This is a genomic window from Ruegeria sp. G7 (genome assembly GCF_056535465.1).
On the sequence record NZ_JBQFIL010000001.1, the window covers coordinates 2,759,835 to 2,777,851 of the forward strand.

Consider the following 18,017-nt stretch of genomic DNA (forward strand, 5'->3'; position numbering starts at 1 on the left):
TTTTCCCCTAGACAGTCGCCGTAACAGAGCCAGCTTTCCGGATCATGTTCACAACCACTCCGGGCCACCAGAAGCTCAGCTCTCGCAATAGCTGCAACTGCTGGGATGGACATCTGTGATCGTTGTTTCCCGCAGGCGTTCCACAAGGCTTTGTTCAATATCGTCCAGGACTTCTACAATGCGCGTTTGCAGATCCGTCTCGACGCTGCAGTGTGAAGGTTGAACATCCCCGCCGCTTCCCGATACCAGTCTTTCGTCCAACGCCAAGTAAATGTCTGCAAGCGTAATGCTTTCAGCGGTTTTGGCTAAGCGCCAACCACCTGAATGTCCCTTCTCGGACAACAAAAGCCCAGCTTCGCGCAATTTTCCGAGGACGCGGCGCACAACTACAGGATTTGTTCCTGCGTGATCGGCAATGTCGGTAGAAGTGCGCACTCGGCCCGGTTCAGCAGCCATGTGGCTTAGCGTGTGCAGGGCAAGGGACAAACGGCTGTTTCGCTTCATACACAGAGTTCCTTTTAATCGCAAAACACGTAACAACTGATGTTGCATTCATCTAGTAACTTCGTAAGTTACAAGACTGTTATCATATGATTGGAGATCAGGCATGCCAGATACCAGGCTCCCCGTCACCGTCCTGTCCGGATTTCTGGGCGCGGGCAAAACCACCTTGTTGAACCGCGTGCTGAATAATCGCGAGGGGCGGCGGGTTGCTGTCATCGTTAACGACATATCCGAAGTGAACATCGATGCTGATCTTGTGCGCGCCGACACCGAACTCAGCCGCACCGACGAAACACTGGTTGAGATGTCGAACGGTTGTATTTGCTGCACTTTGCGTGACGACCTGTTGGATGAGGTGCGGCGCTTGGCGGCTGAACGACGTTTTGACTATCTGCTGATCGAGAGCACCGGGATATCCGAGCCTATGCCTGTGGCAGCGACTTTCGATTTCCGAGACGAATTCGGCGATAGCCTGTCTGATGTCGCGCGGCTCGATACGATGGTGACAGTTGTAGATGCGGTGAACTTGCTCAATGATTTCTCAAGTCACGACTTCCTGCGGGACCGAGGCGAGGTAATGGGAGATGATGACCAGCGCACGCTGGTACATCTTCTTACTGACCAGATGGAGTTTGCCGATGTGGTCATCCTTAACAAGGTCGCGGATGCGACCGAAGGGCAGGTTGATGCCGCGCGTAAGATCATTCGTAGCCTGAACGCGGATGCTGAAATTATCGAAACCAATCATTCTGATGTTGCGGCGGAGAAGATCCTCGACACCGGGCTCTTTGATTTTGACAAGGCGCACGAGCACCCGATGTGGGCGAAAGAGCTTTACGGCTTTGCCGACCACGTTCCAGAGACCGAAGAATACGGCGTGACATCCTTCGTCTATCGTGCGCGCCAGCCCTTCATCCCCAAAAAGATTCTGGCCGTTCTAAACGGCGATATGCCGGGTGTAATCCGGGCGAAGGGACATTTCTGGATTGCCACGCGCCCCGAATGGGTTGCTGAGTTCTCCCTCGCTGGAGCGCTGTCGAGCGTTAAGCCGATTGGTACCTGGTGGGCCGCTGTTCCTCAGGAGCGATGGCCCAGCCATATGTCCGCTCGTGACTATATTGAACAACACTGGGTTGAGCCGTGGGGCGACAGGAGGCAAGAGCTGGTATTCATTGGGTCGGACATCGACTGGACAGCGATGAAGGCCAGGCTTGACGCTTGTCTCGTTCCATATGTTTTGGCGGCTGGACCAGATAGCTTGCCGTTGGATATGCCAGACCCGTTCCCCGGATGGCGGCGCGTTGAGGATGCAGCATGAGCTTTATCCGCAAAACAATTGAAAATGCGGCCGTCAGTGTTGGTGTTGCAGATGATCCCGCTGGATTGCGCGCCTTTTTACAGCCAGGCTGCGCCGCAGCGATTTGGCGGCGGAACTTGCCGAAGCATATGTACTCTTGGTTTGAGAGTCTGCCGGAAGAGGTTCTGCCGACCGGACGCGTTATCCTTCCAACAGACGCAATGGCAGATACCATCGGCCATCTTTGTGACATCTCGAATCTGCCCAACGGAGACCAACGTGCTTGGTTTGAGGCAGACATTGCTGAGATGGCGCGGATCTTTGCGAATTTGACGAGAACGAAATATCTGCGACTACGTGTGGACAAGATACAAACCAACGCCTGCCGCAAGTTTCACATCGACGCGATCACCGCCCGGCTCGTGTGCACCTATCGTGGTACAGGCACCCAATACGGCATCTCTACGGACGGGAGTGATCCCAAGCGTATTTTCACTGTGCCGACCGGCGCGCCAATTCTTATGCGAGGAACATTTTGGCCTGACGATCCACCGTCAGGCCTGCTACATCGTTCGCCACCGATTGAAGGGACGGGCGAAACCCGACTTGTTCTCGTTCTAGACCCTATCTTTGATCCGGACGAGGCCGCATAAACAGGGACCCCGGTCAAAGCAGTCTGAATTGTAAAAGATCGTCAATCAAGGTTCGCTTCGTGGAAGCTACAGCTCGACATCATTACGTCTGACGAATGGCAAGCTTGAGCCGACTACGGCGGGGCGAGCCGCCGCTGGAGATCCGTGGAGCAGCGTAGTCGACGCAACCAGAAAACTGCCCACGACACTCCTTACCTGTGGGAATTCCATGACCGGCTCCCCTTTTTTGTCGATCTCAAATTTGAAGCGCGGCAAAAAAGGTGGGCCGCATCGTATTCCTGTTACGTTTCACAATTGTATTCGACCGGATCGAGTATCGGAACAGATGCCTTAACGAAGTTCATTTCACGGGCGCGAAACTCCGACGGTGTCTGACCCGTCCATTTCTTGAAGGCCCGTGTCATTGCGGTAGCGTCAGAATACCCCAACTGAGCAGCGATATCGCCCACCGACAATTCAGACTTGGAAAGCAAGTATTTTGCCTGGTCACATTTGGCTTCGATGACGATGCGAGACAGTGATGTTCCATAGGCAGCAAGCCGTCGGTTGAGAACCGCGCCTCGAAAACCGCATGCTTTGGAGAGGGTTGTAACCGACAAGTCAGTGCGTCCGACCATTGAATTGGCAACGCTTTGGATCGAACTCAACAGGTCTGTAGGCACAGGGTTTTTGTCGTCCTGAGTGGTCGACACGTAATCGGTCGCAGTTCGGTTAACCAGTTCAAACAAAAGCCAGGCACTTGGGAAGCGGATGGAATACCCGTCTGTGCCCGCGCCTACCGCCCGGATGCCGTAGAAGTAAGACGGGAGCAGATCAGGACGGTTCACCCGCACAAGAACCTTATTCGCCTCCCAACGTTGGCCTGCGGTTTCATGCAGCAACGTAGCCCATCGACTGATCTGAAACGCATCCATATAGGCGGGCGAACAGCATGGCGTGAACCTGCGTTTGGCGGACAGCACGGCGAACTCGCCAGAGACATCAAGTGTCATGGTGACCGCATTTGTATTGTTTCCCGCATGAACGCAGAACCTGGCAATGAAATCAGCCAGCGATTTTGCGACGCGAAAGGCCTGTCCGAATGGGGATGCAATCGTCGGATCTGAAGTTTGACCAACAAGTGCTGGAAAGTCTGGGGATGTCTTTTGTGCGACGGCTTCAAACACGGCATAGACAGTGTCGTGCGGAATGAAACAACTCGGAGCGCTCAACTCCGAGAAGGATAGATCGAATTCCGCAAGGAGACTTTCTACAGATTGACCGGATTCTTGAAACGCAAGCAAAAGCGGGATGATGACCCGCCCGCGTGTAAGCGGTGGTGTTCTGTGTTGAGCATGCGCGTCCTGCCCTGTCATCATAACTCCCTTAGGTATCGCAACTGAAAGGCCGGGCAGGTCAAGCATAGACTAGCGCGGCTCAGTGTCTCTGACCTGCGTCAAAGCTGAAGTCACTTTTTGAGGTAAAAAGGTCAGGTGCCCGCTGGTAGAGGCACAACCGAATGGAACCACGCTACCCGCAGAGAGTGCGCTCTAACAGGCTGACATCACAACATGAATAATAGGCCCGCCGCTGGGTCAATACACAAAGAGAGTATCTAGTTGCTAGCCGGCGCGCTGCCGCTACCTGTCATTTTGGGCCAGTTTTCGGAGGTGGCCGCTCCAATCTGTCAGGGCATACATTCGAACTTTGTGGTTTGTTGGAGAGAGATGGCCACGGCTGCAATTGTTGCGTTTCAAAAACAACAAAAAGAGGGTCGCGAGAGTGCGCATTTGATCAGCTGCCGGGACCATCAAGCAATGCATTTCTGTAATTGGCTAGTGGAGCGGACAAACTATGAATCTCACGCACAAACACTGGAAACTTGCTGCTTTAGCTGTCCTGATCGGAAGCACAGCGACCGCTCAGAGCTTTGATACCACGGTCGATGCACTTGCAGAGACATACGAAGTGCCCATTACCATAAACAACTTTGTTCGGGCTGCTACAGACAACGAACTGAAGACGTACAATGGCCTGGCCGGAGGCGTAAATCAGTTCTTTCATTTCAAAGAACCCACCCCCATCGACAATCAGCCCACCATTCGGATGAACCGAGACACGCTCTACAGCGTTGCGGTAATTGATATCAGCAAAGGCGCAACCTTGACTCTGCCCGATGTGGGCGACCGATACATGACGACGATGGTGGTCAATCAAGATCATTTTATCAATGAAGTGTTCGACGGTGGCGGTGTGTTCCAGCTTGACATGGACACATTTCATACCCCCTATGTGCTTGTTTTCATGAGAATACTGGTGGATGCTGAGAACCCCAAAGATGTTGCGGCGGTCAATGCAATTCAGGACGGTTTCACCATTGATGCCGCCTCCGCGACACCCTTCGAGATGCCCAATTACGACGCGGATAGCTTTGAGGCCCTGCGCCAAGCCGCAGTTGAGCTGGGCAGGTTCGCCACAGACAGCGCCCGGACTTTTGGTACGGCAGATCATATAGACCCATTACGCCATTTCCTTGGCACAGCAGTCGGCTTTGGTGGACTGCCCGAAGACGAAGCCTTTTACCTCAATATCGAGCCCGGCCTGCCGCTTGGAGAATACAAAATCCAGGTTCCAGCGGATGTGCCAGTGAACGCGTTCTGGTCCGTGAGCCTCTATAATGCAGACGGGTTTTTGAACTCAATTCCCTCGACTCGTATGTGGTCAATTCGGTCTCTGGCACCAAGAATGATGATGGCAGTGTGACCGTGCATTTCGGTGGTTGCGACGACGGACGCGTGAACTGTCTCCCGATCATGGATGGCTGGAACTATGCCGTGCGCCTTTATCAGCCGGGCCCAGAGGTCATCGACGGAAGCTGGGTCTTCCCCTCCGTAGAACCCGCAAACTGAACAACAGGATGCTTACGATGAAAAAGCTTCTTCTGACAGTCGCGCTTACACTCCCGACAGGCGTTTGGGCCGAAGACATGGTCGATGTGACCGTCGACACGCTTGTGCGTGCCGAGACAGATCACATGTTTCGCACCAACATGGCCAATCTCGGCCTCGCTGTTGGCGAGTTAGGGCATATGCGCGAAGCCACCACACCGGACAACCAGCCGGTTATCCGCATGAATCAGGACACGCTCTACTCCGGCATCTTGCTGGATTTGAGCAAACCCGTCGAAGTGACGCTCCCCGAGGCGGATGGCCGCTATATCTCGATGCATGTCATCAATCAGGATCACTTCATGTACGCTGAGGCAGAGCCCGGCATGTATCAAATCACACAGGAAGACCTTGGTACGCGCTTTGGTTTCATCGCGTTTCGCACATTCGTCGATGTGACTGACCCCGATGATATTGCCGCCGCACAAGCGGCACAGGATGGAATTGTCGTCAGCGGCGGTGGAACGGGTCCATTTGACGCGCCGAACTGGAACACCGAACAGCTTTCCACTGCGCGTCAGGCGATAAACGACTTATCCTTGCTGGGCACCGATACAGCACGGGCCTTTGGCAGAACCAAAGACGATATTGATCCGGTTCAGTTTCTGGTCGGCGCGTTCTCGGGCTGGGGCGGTCTTCCGCCTGAGGCCGCGATCTACATGTTGGACGCGGTCGAGCAGAACGACGGCGAGACACCACATGCGGTAACGGTCAAGGATGTGCCGGTTCGGGCGTTCTGGTCGGTGACTGTCTATAACGGTGACGGCTTTCTGGAAGCCAATGATCTGGGCGTAAACAGCTATAATGGCTACACAGCCGAAGCGGCAGAGGACGGCTCGGTCACGTTGCATTTCGGCGGGTGCGACGATGGCCGCGTGAACTGTCTACCGATTACTCCGGGCTGGAACTACGCGATCCGCCTCTATGAGCCGGAGGATGCAATCCTGAACGGTAATTGGGCCTTCCCGAAATTAGAGCCGATCAACTAGGCCACTCGCCCAACCTGCAATTTAAAAGGAGTACACGGCTATGCGTCGATCCCCTACTCTTATGGGGCTGCTCTTTGCAGCCAGTGCCGGAACCACAACCGTTGCAGACGAGGCATCCGATCTGGCCCAGGAACTGGCCAATCCACTTGCGGCAATCGTCTCGGTTCCATTTCAATTGAACTATGATGAAAATCTGGGCGTCTCTGATCAGGGCTCGCGCACCACGCTGAACTTTCAACCAGTCGTGCCCTTTCAACTGAACGATGACCTTAACCTGATCACACGAACTATCATTCCATACATCTGGCAGGAAGACGTTGTGCCGGGCACACGCCAGGAAGGGTTAGGAGATATCCTGTTCTCTGCTTGGTTCTCGCCAATCGGAACCGGGGACGTAACGTGGGGCGTTGGTCCCGTTGTGCGCTTTCCAACCTTTAGCGACGTATCGAGTGATACATGGGCCGCTGGGATTACCGGGATTGCCCTGCGGCAGACGGGGCCGTGGACCTATGGTGCGCTGGCCAATCATCTGTGGGACTTGGAAAGCAACCCCGACACCCCCACGAATGTGAGTTTTCTCCAGCCCTTTCTTGCTTATTCCACCCAAGGCGCGTGGACCTATTCGCTGCAAAGCGAAAGCACCTATGACTGGGAAACTGAAGCCTGGGCTGTGCCTATAAACGCTTCGATCTCCAAGCTGGTCCAATGGGGGGCGCTGCCAGTCAATCTGCAAGCGGGGGCGGGCTACTGGCTGGAAGCGCCCGAGGTGGGTGCCGAGGGCGTTCGCTTGCGATTGCAGGCTCAGGTCGTCTTGCCCAGAGGCCGCTGACCTTTGGCTGAAGGATTGTTCATGAAACGTCGAAAATAGGGAGGTCTTGATGGCCGATCAGATGCAACGCAATGCGCAAGCGCATGTCGAGCTTGACCCAGACCATGAGGATCTGATTGTCAGAAGCTGCAATCGGCTCATTCGACACGCCGTTCGGGTGATGTCTTTGTTCATGGTAGTTGTGATCGGATTTGCCGTCATCGACGCCGGCTACTCGTTCTACATCAAGCTTATAAGTCCGCCGGTCCTGGTTCTTGACGTCAGTGATCTGTTGGAGGTTTTTGCGGCCGCGCTTGTCGTACTGATCGCAATCGAGATTTACACGAATGTCATGCTTTACCTGACGGCCGATGTCATACATGTGAAGCTGGTAGTTGCAACCGCCCTGATGGCCGTTGCCAGAAAGGTCATCACACTCGACACGACGGACCTGGAGCCGCTTTATTTCGTTGGGTATTCTGGACTCGGTCTGGCGTTTGGCGTCACGTATTGGTTGTTGTGGCGTGGCAGGTAGGTATTTCACAGGACGCCTTAACTGAGCATCTGCGGCGAAAGCCCGGTTTGGTGGGCGGCACTGCAGCGAGCGATTTGTATAGCGAACAGCAGCTTCGGGCCGTGTCTACATCTAAGACGGTCATGTCAGAAGAGCCTGTCTTGAGGCGGGCAGGGCGGGTGCATAGCCTTCGGACATGACCAAACCAGTCTCATTCAAATACTTCAAAACCAGCCCTGAGATCATCCGTCTTGCGGTGATGCTGCATATTCGGTTTCCGCTCTCGCTTCGGAATGTGGAAGATCTGCTGCATGAGCGAGGCATCGACGTGAGCCACGAAACCGTCCGATATTGGTGGAGCAGGTTCGGTCCAATGTTTGCTTCCGAGATTAGACGCAAACGGGTCCAGCAACTTCGTGCATTCTCGAAATGGAAGTGGCACGTAGACGAGGTTTTGTGAAGGTACATGGCAAGCGACATTATCTGTGGCGGGCTGTTGATCACGAAGGCGAGGTGCTGGAAGCCGGTGTCACCAAACGCCGAAACAAAGCTGCAGCGCTGAAATTCCTCAGGAAATTAATGAAGCGGCACGGCAAAGCTGAAGAAATAGCCACAGTTCACTTCGCCTCCTACAAGGCTGCGCTCAGAGAAATGGGTGCACTGAAAAAACGACAGACGGGCAGGTGGCTCAACAACCGCGTTGAGAATTCGCACCTGCCGTTTCGACGAAGAGAGCGGGCCATGCTGCGTTTCAGGCGTATGCGAAGTTTGCAGAAATTCGCCTCCGTCCATTCCTCTGTCTATAACCACTTCAACCAGGAAAGATCGCTCACCAGTCGAGACACCTTCAAGCTGACCCGCGCCGCCGCTCTTAGCGAGTGGCGTCAACTTTGTTCCGGATAAGTTCGCGATTTCCACGGCTAACTGAGACTGGTTCGAATTCGTCTGACAGCACCGCCATACCTCTCAAACAGTCGTCTGCTTATGTCGCGCGCCCTGCAGGTGATCGAAGCCAAACGCTTGATCATCTTTGTGCGGCCCGCTGCCTGACCACTCTGGTGGATCCCGAATAGGGCGTGCTGCGATGCTTCACTCGTCTTGAGCCACAAGTCCCAAACCGCGCAGATAGATGCCAATGCCGGTTTCCAGCAGCTCTTCGGGCGGAAACGGGGAACTTGCGCCGGTATTGCGCGCAAACAGTTCGACGACACCATGGCTCATCGCCCAGATATGGGCGCTGAACATCGATGCGGGCGGGCGTTTCTCCGGCGGGATGTGCTGCGACAGATCGCTGGCAGCTTTTTCCAGAACCGTCTTGGCGCGGTTGGCGGCAAGGGCCAGCTCGGGCGTTCGGTTCACCGAGATACCGCTTTCGAACATGGCGATGTAATGGCCCGGGTGCTTGCGCGCAAAGGCGAGATAGGCGCGGCCCGTGGCCTCGAACGCGGCCAGAGCCGAAGGCTGGCCTTTGTCATAGGCAAATTGCATCAGATCCGCGAACATTTCGAATCCCTGGCGGGCGGCCTCGGCAATCAAGTCCTCGCGCCCTTCATAGTGGCGATAGACCGCAGCAGGGGTGACCCCTGCAGTCTTGGCCGCCTCCGACAGGGTGAAGCCGGTCGGTCCTTTCTGCTCGATCAGCGAAAGGGCCGCTTCGATCAGCGCTTGTTTCAGGTTTCCATGGTGATATCCGCGTTTCGTCATCCCGGCCTCAGGCGCGTTTTGTCTTATATATGTGCGAGATGTGCGTGAGACCAGCGCGATCAGGCATCCCAGATATCCGGCCCGCCACTGATCTTGCGATCAGGCGTACCGACGACGTCAGTATCTTTGCCATCATAGTCCAAACTGCTGAGAACCGTGCGAATGGCTGCGAGACGCGCGCGCTTCTTGTCGTCCGAGCGGATGATCGTCCAGGGACAGTCTTCCGAATGGCTGCGTGTCAGGGTTTCCGAGATGGACTGGCTGTATTCGTCCCATTTGTGCAGCCCTGCCACGTCAATTGGGCTGAGTTTCCACTGCTTCAAAGGATCAGTCTCGCGCTTGAGAAAGCGGTTCAATTGCTCGGCGCGCCCGACATTCAGCCAGAACTTGAAAAGGTGAATCCCGTCGTTTTTGAACCCCGTTTCCAGCGGGATAACCTGCCGGAAGAACCGTTCGCGTTCCTCGGTGGTGCAAAAGCCAAAGACGTTTTCAACCACGCCTCGATTGTACCAACTGCGATCGAAGAACACGATCTCGCGGGCCGAGGGAAGATGCGAGATGTAGCGCTGAAAATACCATTGGCTGCGCTCGGCATCCGAGGGTTTGCTCAGCGCTACGTTGCGCGCCCCTCGTGGATTGAGGTTTTCCCGGAACCGTTTGATTGTCCCACCTTTTCCGGCGGCGTCCCGGCCTTCGAAAAGGATCGCGATTTGCTGATCTGTGGCCTTTATCCAGGATTGCATCTTGACCAGCTCGATCTGCAGGGCTGTCATCTGCTTGTCGTAGTCTTTGCCCTTCATCTTTTCCCGATACGGGTAGGAGGCGGACAGGATATTCCCCTTTCGGCCATCTTTGATCGCGGCTTGTACCTCTTTCGGAGCGTCGTTACGGAAGTAGCTTTCGATTGCGCCCTGATCTGATCGGGTCATATGTGGCCTCGCGATAAAATCCAAATCTTACTATGGATTACAGAGCGCCCTAACGCAAACCTGCGCGTTCGGCGGCCCGATCGATCGCGGCGGCAACCTCAGGCGCGGCAACCACCTGTGGCATGTGGCCGATACCGTCCAGTTCGATCAGTTCAGCACCCGGTATCTGTTCAATCAGGCGCTGGGAATGCCAGCTTAGCCCCACGGTGTCATCTGCGGTGCCGTGAACGATCTCGGTCGGAACCGAAATTTCACCGTAACGCGGTTGCAGCTGCGCCACCTCATCCAGCAGGTTGGCGCGTTGTTTCGCGTTTGCGTGCATCGAGGCGCGGCGCATGGTCAGGCCGGGGCCGAAATGATCGGCATATCCGTCAGGGGCCTGTTGCGGCGCGAATACTTTATCGAGCGCCTTTTCGACATACCAATCCGGAACAAACGCGGTGATCAGGGGCAGGGCGAGCACATTGCCCGCGGTGGTTGCACCGATGGTGTTGAAGGCGTCCAAAGGCGTCTCCCACGGGATCGCGGCCGGAGCGATCAGGACAAGCGCCGAGATGTTCTCGGGGCGCGTCACTGCCCATGCCAATGAGACAGAACCGCCATAGCTTTGCCCGGCAACGATCGGCTTCTCTGCGCCCAGCTTTGCTGCCGCCTGTTGCAGAATTTCGGCCTGTTGCACGATGGTTTCGCCATCTGGATTGAAGCTTTCGGAATAGCCAAGCCCAGGCCGGTCAAAAACAATCACGCGGTAGTTCTCGGCCAGTATCGGAGCCAGCGCGAATGTCATATCCCGCGTGTTGCCGCTTGAGCCATGGATCAGTACGACATCGGGTCCTTCGCCGATGACGACCGCATGAACAGACACGCCGTTCACATCGACGATCTGACCTTCGGGTGGGAATGCAGATTCGGCCCGCGCTTCGCGTTGGGCGCTGCGCCAAGCGGTGGCAGCGGCAAGTCCCGCAGCCACAATGCAAAGGGATATGAGGATCTTACTGGCCAATTTTGTTCAGATCGAACGGGGTTGTTTGATAGATCGAGTTGATCCAGTTGCCGTAAAGCAAATGTGCATGGCTGCGCCAGCGGTTCTGGGGTTCCTGAGTTGGATCGTCATCCGGGTAATAGTTTATCGGCACATTGATCGGCGCGCCATTGGCGACGTCACGGTCATATTCCTGCTTGAGCGTGTCGCTGTCATACTCAAAATGATTGAATATATACAGCGCCCGGTGCGTTGGGTCCTCGACCAGACAGGGGCCCACATCGTCGCTGCCCAATAGCGTAATCAGATCGGGGACCGCATCGATTTCATATTGCCGCATCTCTGTCCAGCGGCTGACGGGAATGACGCAATCATCGGAAAAACCGCGCAAAAACGGAGACGCCGGCGCCATGTTTCGGTGGCGATAGCAGCCGAACGCTTTGGCGTCCAGCATATGCTTTCGGACGCCGTGGAAATGGTTGATCATCGCCATCCCGCCCCAGCACACCCCGAAGGTCGAATGCACATTGGTCTGCGTCCACGCAAACACTTCGCGCAGCTCGTCCCAATAGGTCACGTCGGCGAAATCCAGATGCTCGATCGGCGCGCCCGTGATGATCAGGCCGTCGAACTTTTGGTCCCTCACCTCCTGGAAGGGTTGGTAGAACTCGGCCATGTGCGCGGCTGCGGTGTTCTTGGTCTGATGCTCGGTCATGCGGATCAGCGACAGCTCAATCTGCAGAGGGGTGGCCCCGATCAAACGCGCGAATTGGTTTTCGGTCTGAATCTTCTTTGGCATCAGGTTCAACAACCCGATCCGAAGCGGGCGGATATCCTGCCGGGCGGCCTGATCCTCGGCCATGACCATGACGCCCTCATTGGTCAGGACATCAAAGGCGGGCAGGTCTGAGGGTATCTTGATCGGCATCGCGTCACGCTATTGAAACTGTGAAAGAAGTTCGGAACTTAGGCGGGCTTGTCGCGGGTCTCAAGGGTGCGTTCGATCAACTCATCGAAATCTCTACCATCACGCACCTTGGCAACGTCGTCGGCGGCGATCGTGACGCCCCAATTGCGCGCCATGGCCTCGTACCGGGGCTGCCGGTGCGCCATCGCCTTGGCATAGGTCCAGCGGATGAACGCATCGGGATCGACGTCATCGCCTTGGCAGTCGTTGAGCGCCAGATACTCGGCCCAGACATGCGCCAAAAAAGCGGCCTGATATGACATGGGCTTGGGGGCCTTGTCGAAACGGCGGATCAATTCTGCCGTGTGTGCATCATCGCCCTTTATCCAGATCATCAACGTCTGGCGCGACAGTTCGCTTAGGACCTGATCGTTGGGATCGTCGGGTTCGACCCATTCGCAGATCGACCCGCCGGTGTCACAGATGAAATTCGGATATCCATACAGCCGCTGGGCCCGATCAACAAAGTACTTGGTGTCCAAAAGGGCGTGGATCTCGGCCAGCCGGAACTGTTCCTGTCGCTGTTGGTATTCCGATATCTCCAGCCCGCCGAGGTCTCGGTTGCCGGGCTTGCCAAGGTAGGTCGAGACAGGGGTGAGGTTCTCGAAACTGATATTTGAGCCTATGTAGATTGAATCCGACAGCAGAAGGTCCCTGAGAAACGGGACTTTCATCGCTTCGGCCTTGGCGTTGTCGGTGATGTATTCGCCCATGTACCGAGTGCCGATGCGATAGTCGATGGAATAGTGAAACCAGCCCCCGGCCTCGCGCAGCGTGTTCGAGACATAGGACTTGCCCAATCCCGACATGCCGAAGAACAGCACTTTCTTTCGCGCGGCCTCGCGCCAGTCGTTTGCCGAGTTGTAGAGCATATCCGCCATTCCTTGTTTCGCCCTAGCTAAAACGGGCGGTTGGCGGCGTCAATCGCGTCTGCGGGATCGGCTGAGGATGATCAGACCCAAGGCAAGTATTGCAAACCCGGCAAAGGCGCGCGGGGGCAGGGCCTCGCTTCGGACCAATGCGCCGAGAAGTATTGCGACCGGCGGTATGATGAGCGTCACCAGCAGAACATTCCCGCTGCCACCTTGTTGCAAAACCCGATAATACAGCAGATACGCGCCCGCCGTCGCCACTAGCGCGTAGTAGGCGATGGCGGCCCATGTTTCGAAGGGAAGCGCCAGCGCGGGGATGCCATCAACTACTAAAGTCACGGGTAGCATGATGAGTGCGGACGCCGTCAGCATGCCAGCCGCAGCGATCTGCGGTTGAAGGTTGCTCAGGTAGGCGCGGGCCCAGACTGCAGCGCAGGCATAGGACAGGGTGCCGGACAATATCGCCAACTGCCCAAGGTTGCTCAGGCTGAACGCGCCGAACTGGCGCAGACCGATTGTCACCGCAACGCCCAGAAAGCCCAGACATACGCCCAGAACGCGCGCACGCGTCAAACGTTCATCTGGGAAGAAAAATGACGCCAGAAGCACTCCGAACACTGCGGTGGTTGCGTTCAGGATCGAGGTCAGACCGGTTTCGACATGAAGCTGGCCCCACGCCATGAGCGAGAAGGGCAGAACGTTGTTCAGCAGGCCCATGACCAGAAATGCAGCCCAGATACGCGGGTTTCGGGGCAAGCTGTTCCGTTGTGCGAGGATCAGCAGCCAAAGCGCCAAGGATGCCCAGAACACCCGATGGAATACTGAGGTCACGAAGGGGACGGTGTCCAGGGCGATACGTATCGACAAGAACGATGCGCCCCAGATCACTCCGAGCAGAATCAATTCAGCCCAGGCGCGGGTAGAGAGGTATTTCTGAGCAGCCATGGCCTGTTCTGACACTCCGGAATCTTTTGAGCGACCCGAAACATGCGAAAAGCCCCGCCGAATGGGCGGGGCTTCGGGATCGTTCCTGACAGTGTGGATCAGTCCAAACGGTAAGTGACCTGAAATCCAACGCTCCAGGCGCTGTTGCCGGTGAATTCGCCACCCGTCGTAGTGGTCGCATCGCCAATGTCGGTATAACGAACACCGCCAGATATTTGGGCTTTTTCAAGAGAATAGGTTCCACCGACACCAACGCTCCAGAACCCGTCAGTAGGTCCTAAGTTGGTGACTTCCGATCCAGTGGAGGTCTCATAGCCGACGGTGACAGCCCCAGAGAATTCTTCGGAGAATTGATAGCCGAGGCCCAGCGTGTAAGTGAACGTATCATCTTCATAGTCCACCAAGTTGTCATCTGTGATGCCAACATAAACCGGTGGAGCAAGAACAGTTTGTGGCCAGTCAACCCAGCGGATCGAACCAAACAATAGTGTCTTGGGTGCGACGCCTGTTTGGAAGTCCAGGTTAATGGATTGCGGCGATTCAACCTCGGTTTCTGTGTCTTCGGTAACGGGCACGGCTACCGGTGGAATCGGCGGAACGATAACCGCATCGAACGATTCTGTTTGCGAAATATCGTGGGTAATTTTCGAGTTGTAAGTTAGCGCGACGCGAGCCGCGATGTCTGGTCGTTCCCAAGCAACTCCCACGACATAGCCAAATGCGATATCAGAGTCAGTGTCGAGCTCATAACCGGCTGCCGCAGGCACCGCAACGTTGGCTTTGAGCCGCTGCCCGCGGACTCCGCCGATCGCGCTGAAGCCGTTATCGAACTTGTAACGGAACAACGCTGTGATCGCATCGACATCTGCATCCGCGCGCAGAACATCTGACCCGCCACCGAAAGCCGCCGTCGGGTTAATAGATAGCGGATATTCTGACGGGTATCTGATATCCGCACCAAATGGTTCATCATAAACCAATGCGAAATCGAGTTGCTCGGTAAGCGCTGTTTTATAGGCGAGGTGCGGAGTGAAGAAGCTGTTCGCTACGTTGCCCGACTCTACCCCATCCTGCGAACCACTGACATCTGGATCTGTATACCCCAGTCGGAGTTGTACAACAGAGCCTTCCTCAAACAAGATGTTTACACCCTGACCGCTTCGGTCAAGACCGCCCGCCTGCACTGCGGTTGCCCCGACGCACAGGGCGCACGCCTGAAACAGCGTTTTTTTCATTGTATTCCTCCCAATCTCTGTCCTTTGCCTGTGGTGCACACCCTCACAAGTGCACCCGGGCCTGTTACCGGGTGTTACTGTCTTAATCCTTAAAATAAGGTCAACCGGTGACGGAGCGTTAGTTCGGGTCGCCGTTACGTAACTGTGTTGCCAAATTGTTACGATTCTCGGACCAGACGTTCAGGAAGATGCCGCAGAAGATCACGACCGCGCCCAGAAGGGTCCAGTGATCAAGCGGTTCCTGATAAAGGATCATGCCCACAATTGCGATGGTCGGCAGGCGCGCGAAGTCGAACGGGACCACCACAGTGGCCGGCGCGATGGCCAGAGCGTTTGTGATACAGAAATGCGCCAGCAACCCGGCCAGACCGATCAGCAGAAGGAAGGGGGCCGTGCCAAACGAGGGCAGGGTTATGTCTCCGTCAATGCCGGAAGCGATCAGGCCAAGTACGGCCTGCATCACAGTTAACCAGAACATTATGCAACCAATGCTGGCTGTGCGCGTCAGGGATTTGGTCGAGATGTTTGTCAACGCAAAGAAGATCGCCGAAAGAGCAGCGGCGATCACGCCGGGGCTGATGGATGCGGCGCCGGGGCGGGCTACGATCAGGATGCCCGCAAAACCAATCATCGCAGCGGTCAGGCGAATGGCAGTCAGCCGTTCCCCCAGAAACAAGGGCGACAGAAGGATGACCCAGATGGGGTTGGTGAACTCCAGCGCAAAGACCTGCGCCAGCGGGATGACGGTCACCGCATAGAACCAAAGATTCTGCCCGGTGAAATGCAGGACGTTCCGCACGCCATGCAGACCCAGCCGCTGCGTCGTGACCTGATGCCAGTTTTGTGTAAACGACAGGACCAGTGCAACCACGCAAATGCCGACGAGGCTACGGTAGAACATGATCTCGAACGTATCATGGGTCACGCTCAGCTCGCGCCCGGCAACGGCCATCGAGGAAAACGAAGCGATCGCTCCGGTCATCCAGAGCGCGGCTTTGCCGACCTGTGATTTGCTTTGATCCATAGAGCCAACGCCGTATCAGAGTATGCCGCGCCGACTAAAGGGCGTTTCGCCTTGGAATGTAAAGCAAAAAGCCGGGCTGAGACCCGGCTTTGCGCTCATTCCCACTCGATTGTACCAGGGGGTTTCGAGGTGATGTCATAGGTGCACCGGTTGATACCTTTGACCTCATTGATGATGCGCGTGGCGGTTTCGCCGAGGAACTCATGGCTGAACGGGTAGTAATCCGCGGTCATGCCATCAACGGAGGTCACCGCACGCAGGGCACAGGCATAATCATAGGTGCGCCCGTCGCCCATCACGCCGACGGTGCGAACGGGCAGGATGGCTACGAAGGCCTGCCATATCTCGTCATAGAGGCCGTGTTTGCGGATTTGGTCGATATAGACAGCATCCGCCTCGCGCAGGATTTCTAGTTTTTCACGGGTGATTTCGCCGGGGCAGCGGATGGCAAGGCCGGGGCCGGGGAAGGGGTGGCGACCGATGAAGCTTTGCGGCAGGCCCAGTTCGCGGCCCAAGGCGCGGACTTCGTCCTTGAACAGCTCGCGCAAGGGTTCGACCAGCTTCAGGCCCATCTTCTCTGGCAAACCACCCACATTGTGGTGCGATTTGATTGTGACCGACGGGCCGCCAGAGAACGAGACGGATTCAATTACGTCGGGGTAGAGGGTGCCCTGCGCCAGGAAATCGGCCCCGTCGATGGTGTCGGCGTGTTTCTGGAAGACGTCGATGAACAGCTTGCCGATGATCTTGCGCTTGGTCTCGGGGTCGCTTTGACCGTCCAACTCGCCCAGAAACAGCTCGCTTTCATCTGCATGGATCAGTTGGATGTTGTAATTGTCGCGGAACATGCCGACGACCTCGGCAGCCTCGTTCTTGCGCAGCAAGCCATGGTCGACAAAGACACAGGTCAGTTGATCGCCGATTGCCTCGTGAATCAGGATCGCTGCGACGGAGCTGTCGACACCGCCCGAGAGACCGCAGATGACCTTTTTGTCGCCCACCTGCTCGCGGATTTTGCGGATCATTTCGTCGCGATAGGCCCCCATGGTCCAGTCGCCCGAGAATCCGGCCAGCTTGACGAAATTCTCATACAGCTTTGCACCCTTGGGGGTGTGGTGCACCTCGGGGTGGAACTGCACGGCGTAGAAATGGCGGCTGGGATCGGCAGTGATCGCGTAGGGCGCATTGGGAGAGGTGCCGAACACCTCAAACCCCGGGGCGATTTCGCTGACATGGTCGCCGTGGCTCATCCAGACCTGTTCGTCGCCCTCGGCGAACCAACCATCAAGGATATCGAGCTGGCTTTTGGGTGTGACGAAGGCGCGGCCGAACTCGGCAGTGCCATGGCCGCTTTCGACCTTGCCGCCCAACTGGTGCATCATGACCTGCTGACCGTAGCAGATGCCCAGAATCGGCACGCCGTAGTCAAAGATCTCCTGCGGGGCGCGGGGCGAGCCGTCGCGTGTCACGCTGTCGGGACCGCCCGAGAATATCACGGCCTTGGGGGCCATCTCTCGGACGAACTCCATCGTGACGTTCTGATAGGGGTGGATTTCGCAATAGACGTTCAGCTCGCGCAGGCGGCGGGCGATCAGCTGGGTCACCTGGCTGCCGAAGTCGATGATCAGAAGGCGGTCGTGGGATGCTTGGGTCATGCAGGGCTATTA

General features: G+C 56.3%; 18 protein-coding genes and 1 pseudogene. 8 read left to right on the plus strand and 11 right to left on the minus strand.

The genetic code is table 11. The features are described from left to right. Nucleotides 1-75: 75 nt before the first annotated feature. Nucleotides 76-504: an Rrf2 family transcriptional regulator gene (locus ACR3EN_RS13825; RefSeq protein ID WP_480821884.1), complete on the minus strand. Its 429-nt coding sequence runs from the start codon at nucleotides 502-504 to the stop codon at nucleotides 76-78. Nucleotides 505-607: 103 nt separating this feature from the next. Here ACR3EN_RS13825 and ACR3EN_RS13830 point away from each other — a divergent pair, with 103 nt between their 5' ends. Continuing rightward, nucleotides 608-1,822 (plus strand): GTP-binding protein, encoded by a 1,215-nt coding sequence (locus ACR3EN_RS13830; protein ID WP_480821886.1) that lies wholly within the window; start codon nucleotides 608-610, stop codon nucleotides 1,820-1,822. After that, nucleotides 1,819-2,454, plus strand: coding sequence for a DUF1826 domain-containing protein (locus ACR3EN_RS13835; RefSeq protein WP_480821888.1), 636 nt, complete (start codon nucleotides 1,819-1,821; stop codon nucleotides 2,452-2,454). The genes ACR3EN_RS13830 and ACR3EN_RS13835 overlap by 4 nt, the downstream gene beginning before the upstream one ends. A 281-nt stretch (nucleotides 2,455-2,735) precedes the next feature. On the opposite strand, the gene ACR3EN_RS13840 is transcribed toward ACR3EN_RS13835, so the two are convergent. After that, nucleotides 2,736-3,857, minus strand: coding sequence for an AraC family transcriptional regulator (locus tag ACR3EN_RS13840; RefSeq protein WP_480843345.1), 1,122 nt, complete (start codon nucleotides 3,855-3,857; stop codon nucleotides 2,736-2,738). 430 nt (nucleotides 3,858-4,287) lie between these two features. Here ACR3EN_RS13840 and ACR3EN_RS13845 point away from each other — a divergent pair, with 430 nt between their 5' ends. From ACR3EN_RS13845 to ACR3EN_RS13870, 6 genes and pseudogenes are all read left to right on the plus strand, one after another. After that, on the plus strand, nucleotides 4,288-5,196 hold the full coding sequence (locus ACR3EN_RS13845; protein ID WP_480918429.1) for a DUF1254 domain-containing protein: 909 nt from the start codon (nucleotides 4,288-4,290) through the stop codon (nucleotides 5,194-5,196). After that, nucleotides 5,193-5,342 carry a hypothetical protein gene (locus ACR3EN_RS13850; RefSeq protein ID WP_480918430.1) on the plus strand — a complete coding sequence of 50 codons (150 nt, stop codon included), beginning with the start codon at nucleotides 5,193-5,195 and terminating at the stop codon, nucleotides 5,340-5,342. The genes ACR3EN_RS13845 and ACR3EN_RS13850 overlap by 4 nt, the downstream gene beginning before the upstream one ends. A gap of 17 nt (nucleotides 5,343-5,359) precedes the next feature. Then, nucleotides 5,360-6,370, plus strand: coding sequence for a DUF1254 domain-containing protein (locus ACR3EN_RS13855; protein ID WP_480870727.1), 1,011 nt, complete (start codon nucleotides 5,360-5,362; stop codon nucleotides 6,368-6,370). 40 nt (nucleotides 6,371-6,410) lie between these two features. After that, on the plus strand, nucleotides 6,411-7,199 hold the full coding sequence (locus tag ACR3EN_RS13860; protein WP_480870730.1) for a transporter: 789 nt from the start codon (nucleotides 6,411-6,413) through the stop codon (nucleotides 7,197-7,199). A 49-nt stretch (nucleotides 7,200-7,248) separates the two neighbouring features. Continuing rightward, nucleotides 7,249-7,713 carry a phosphate-starvation-inducible PsiE family protein gene (locus tag ACR3EN_RS13865; protein WP_480821898.1) on the plus strand — a complete coding sequence of 155 codons (465 nt, stop codon included), beginning with the start codon at nucleotides 7,249-7,251 and terminating at the stop codon, nucleotides 7,711-7,713. 175 nt (nucleotides 7,714-7,888) lie between these two features. Then, a pseudogene (locus ACR3EN_RS13870) lies at nucleotides 7,889-8,595 on the plus strand (IS6 family transposase). 186 nt (nucleotides 8,596-8,781) lie between these two features. Here ACR3EN_RS13870 and ACR3EN_RS13875 read toward each other — a convergent pair. The 9 genes from ACR3EN_RS13875 to guaA form a co-directional block, all read right to left on the minus strand. Further along, nucleotides 8,782-9,396 (minus strand): TetR/AcrR family transcriptional regulator, encoded by a 615-nt coding sequence (locus tag ACR3EN_RS13875; RefSeq protein WP_480821900.1) that lies wholly within the window; start codon nucleotides 9,394-9,396, stop codon nucleotides 8,782-8,784. 59 nt (nucleotides 9,397-9,455) lie between these two features. Then, a complete protein-coding gene (gene ppk2 / locus ACR3EN_RS13880) occupies nucleotides 9,456-10,325 on the minus strand; it encodes a polyphosphate kinase 2 (RefSeq protein ID WP_480870733.1) in 870 nt (289 codons plus the stop codon). 49 nt (nucleotides 10,326-10,374) lie between these two features. Beyond that, a complete protein-coding gene (locus tag ACR3EN_RS13885) occupies nucleotides 10,375-11,295 on the minus strand; it encodes an alpha/beta fold hydrolase (protein WP_480843343.1) in 921 nt (306 codons plus the stop codon). 22 nt (nucleotides 11,296-11,317) lie between these two features. Further along, a complete protein-coding gene (gene metA, locus ACR3EN_RS13890; protein WP_480821906.1) occupies nucleotides 11,318-12,235 on the minus strand; it encodes a homoserine O-acetyltransferase MetA in 918 nt (305 codons plus the stop codon). Nucleotides 12,236-12,273: 38 nt separating this feature from the next. Further along, entirely contained in the window at nucleotides 12,274-13,146 is an 873-nt protein-coding gene (locus ACR3EN_RS13895) for an ATPase (protein ID WP_480821908.1), read from the minus strand. A 48-nt stretch (nucleotides 13,147-13,194) separates the two neighbouring features. After that, the gene (locus tag ACR3EN_RS13900) at nucleotides 13,195-14,091 is read right to left on the minus strand and encodes a DMT family transporter (RefSeq protein ID WP_480821910.1); all 897 of its coding nucleotides are present in this window, start codon (nucleotides 14,089-14,091) and stop codon (nucleotides 13,195-13,197) included. Between the two features lie 98 nt (nucleotides 14,092-14,189). After that, a complete protein-coding gene (locus ACR3EN_RS13905) occupies nucleotides 14,190-15,326 on the minus strand; it encodes an OmpP1/FadL family transporter (RefSeq protein ID WP_480821912.1) in 1,137 nt (378 codons plus the stop codon). 118 nt (nucleotides 15,327-15,444) lie between these two features. Beyond that, entirely contained in the window at nucleotides 15,445-16,350 is a 906-nt protein-coding gene (locus ACR3EN_RS13910) for a DMT family transporter (RefSeq protein ID WP_480821914.1), read from the minus strand. Between the two features lie 95 nt (nucleotides 16,351-16,445). Continuing rightward, on the minus strand, nucleotides 16,446-18,005 hold the full coding sequence (gene guaA / locus ACR3EN_RS13915) for a glutamine-hydrolyzing GMP synthase (protein WP_480870736.1): 1,560 nt from the start codon (nucleotides 18,003-18,005) through the stop codon (nucleotides 16,446-16,448). Nucleotides 18,006-18,017 lie beyond the last annotated feature (12 nt).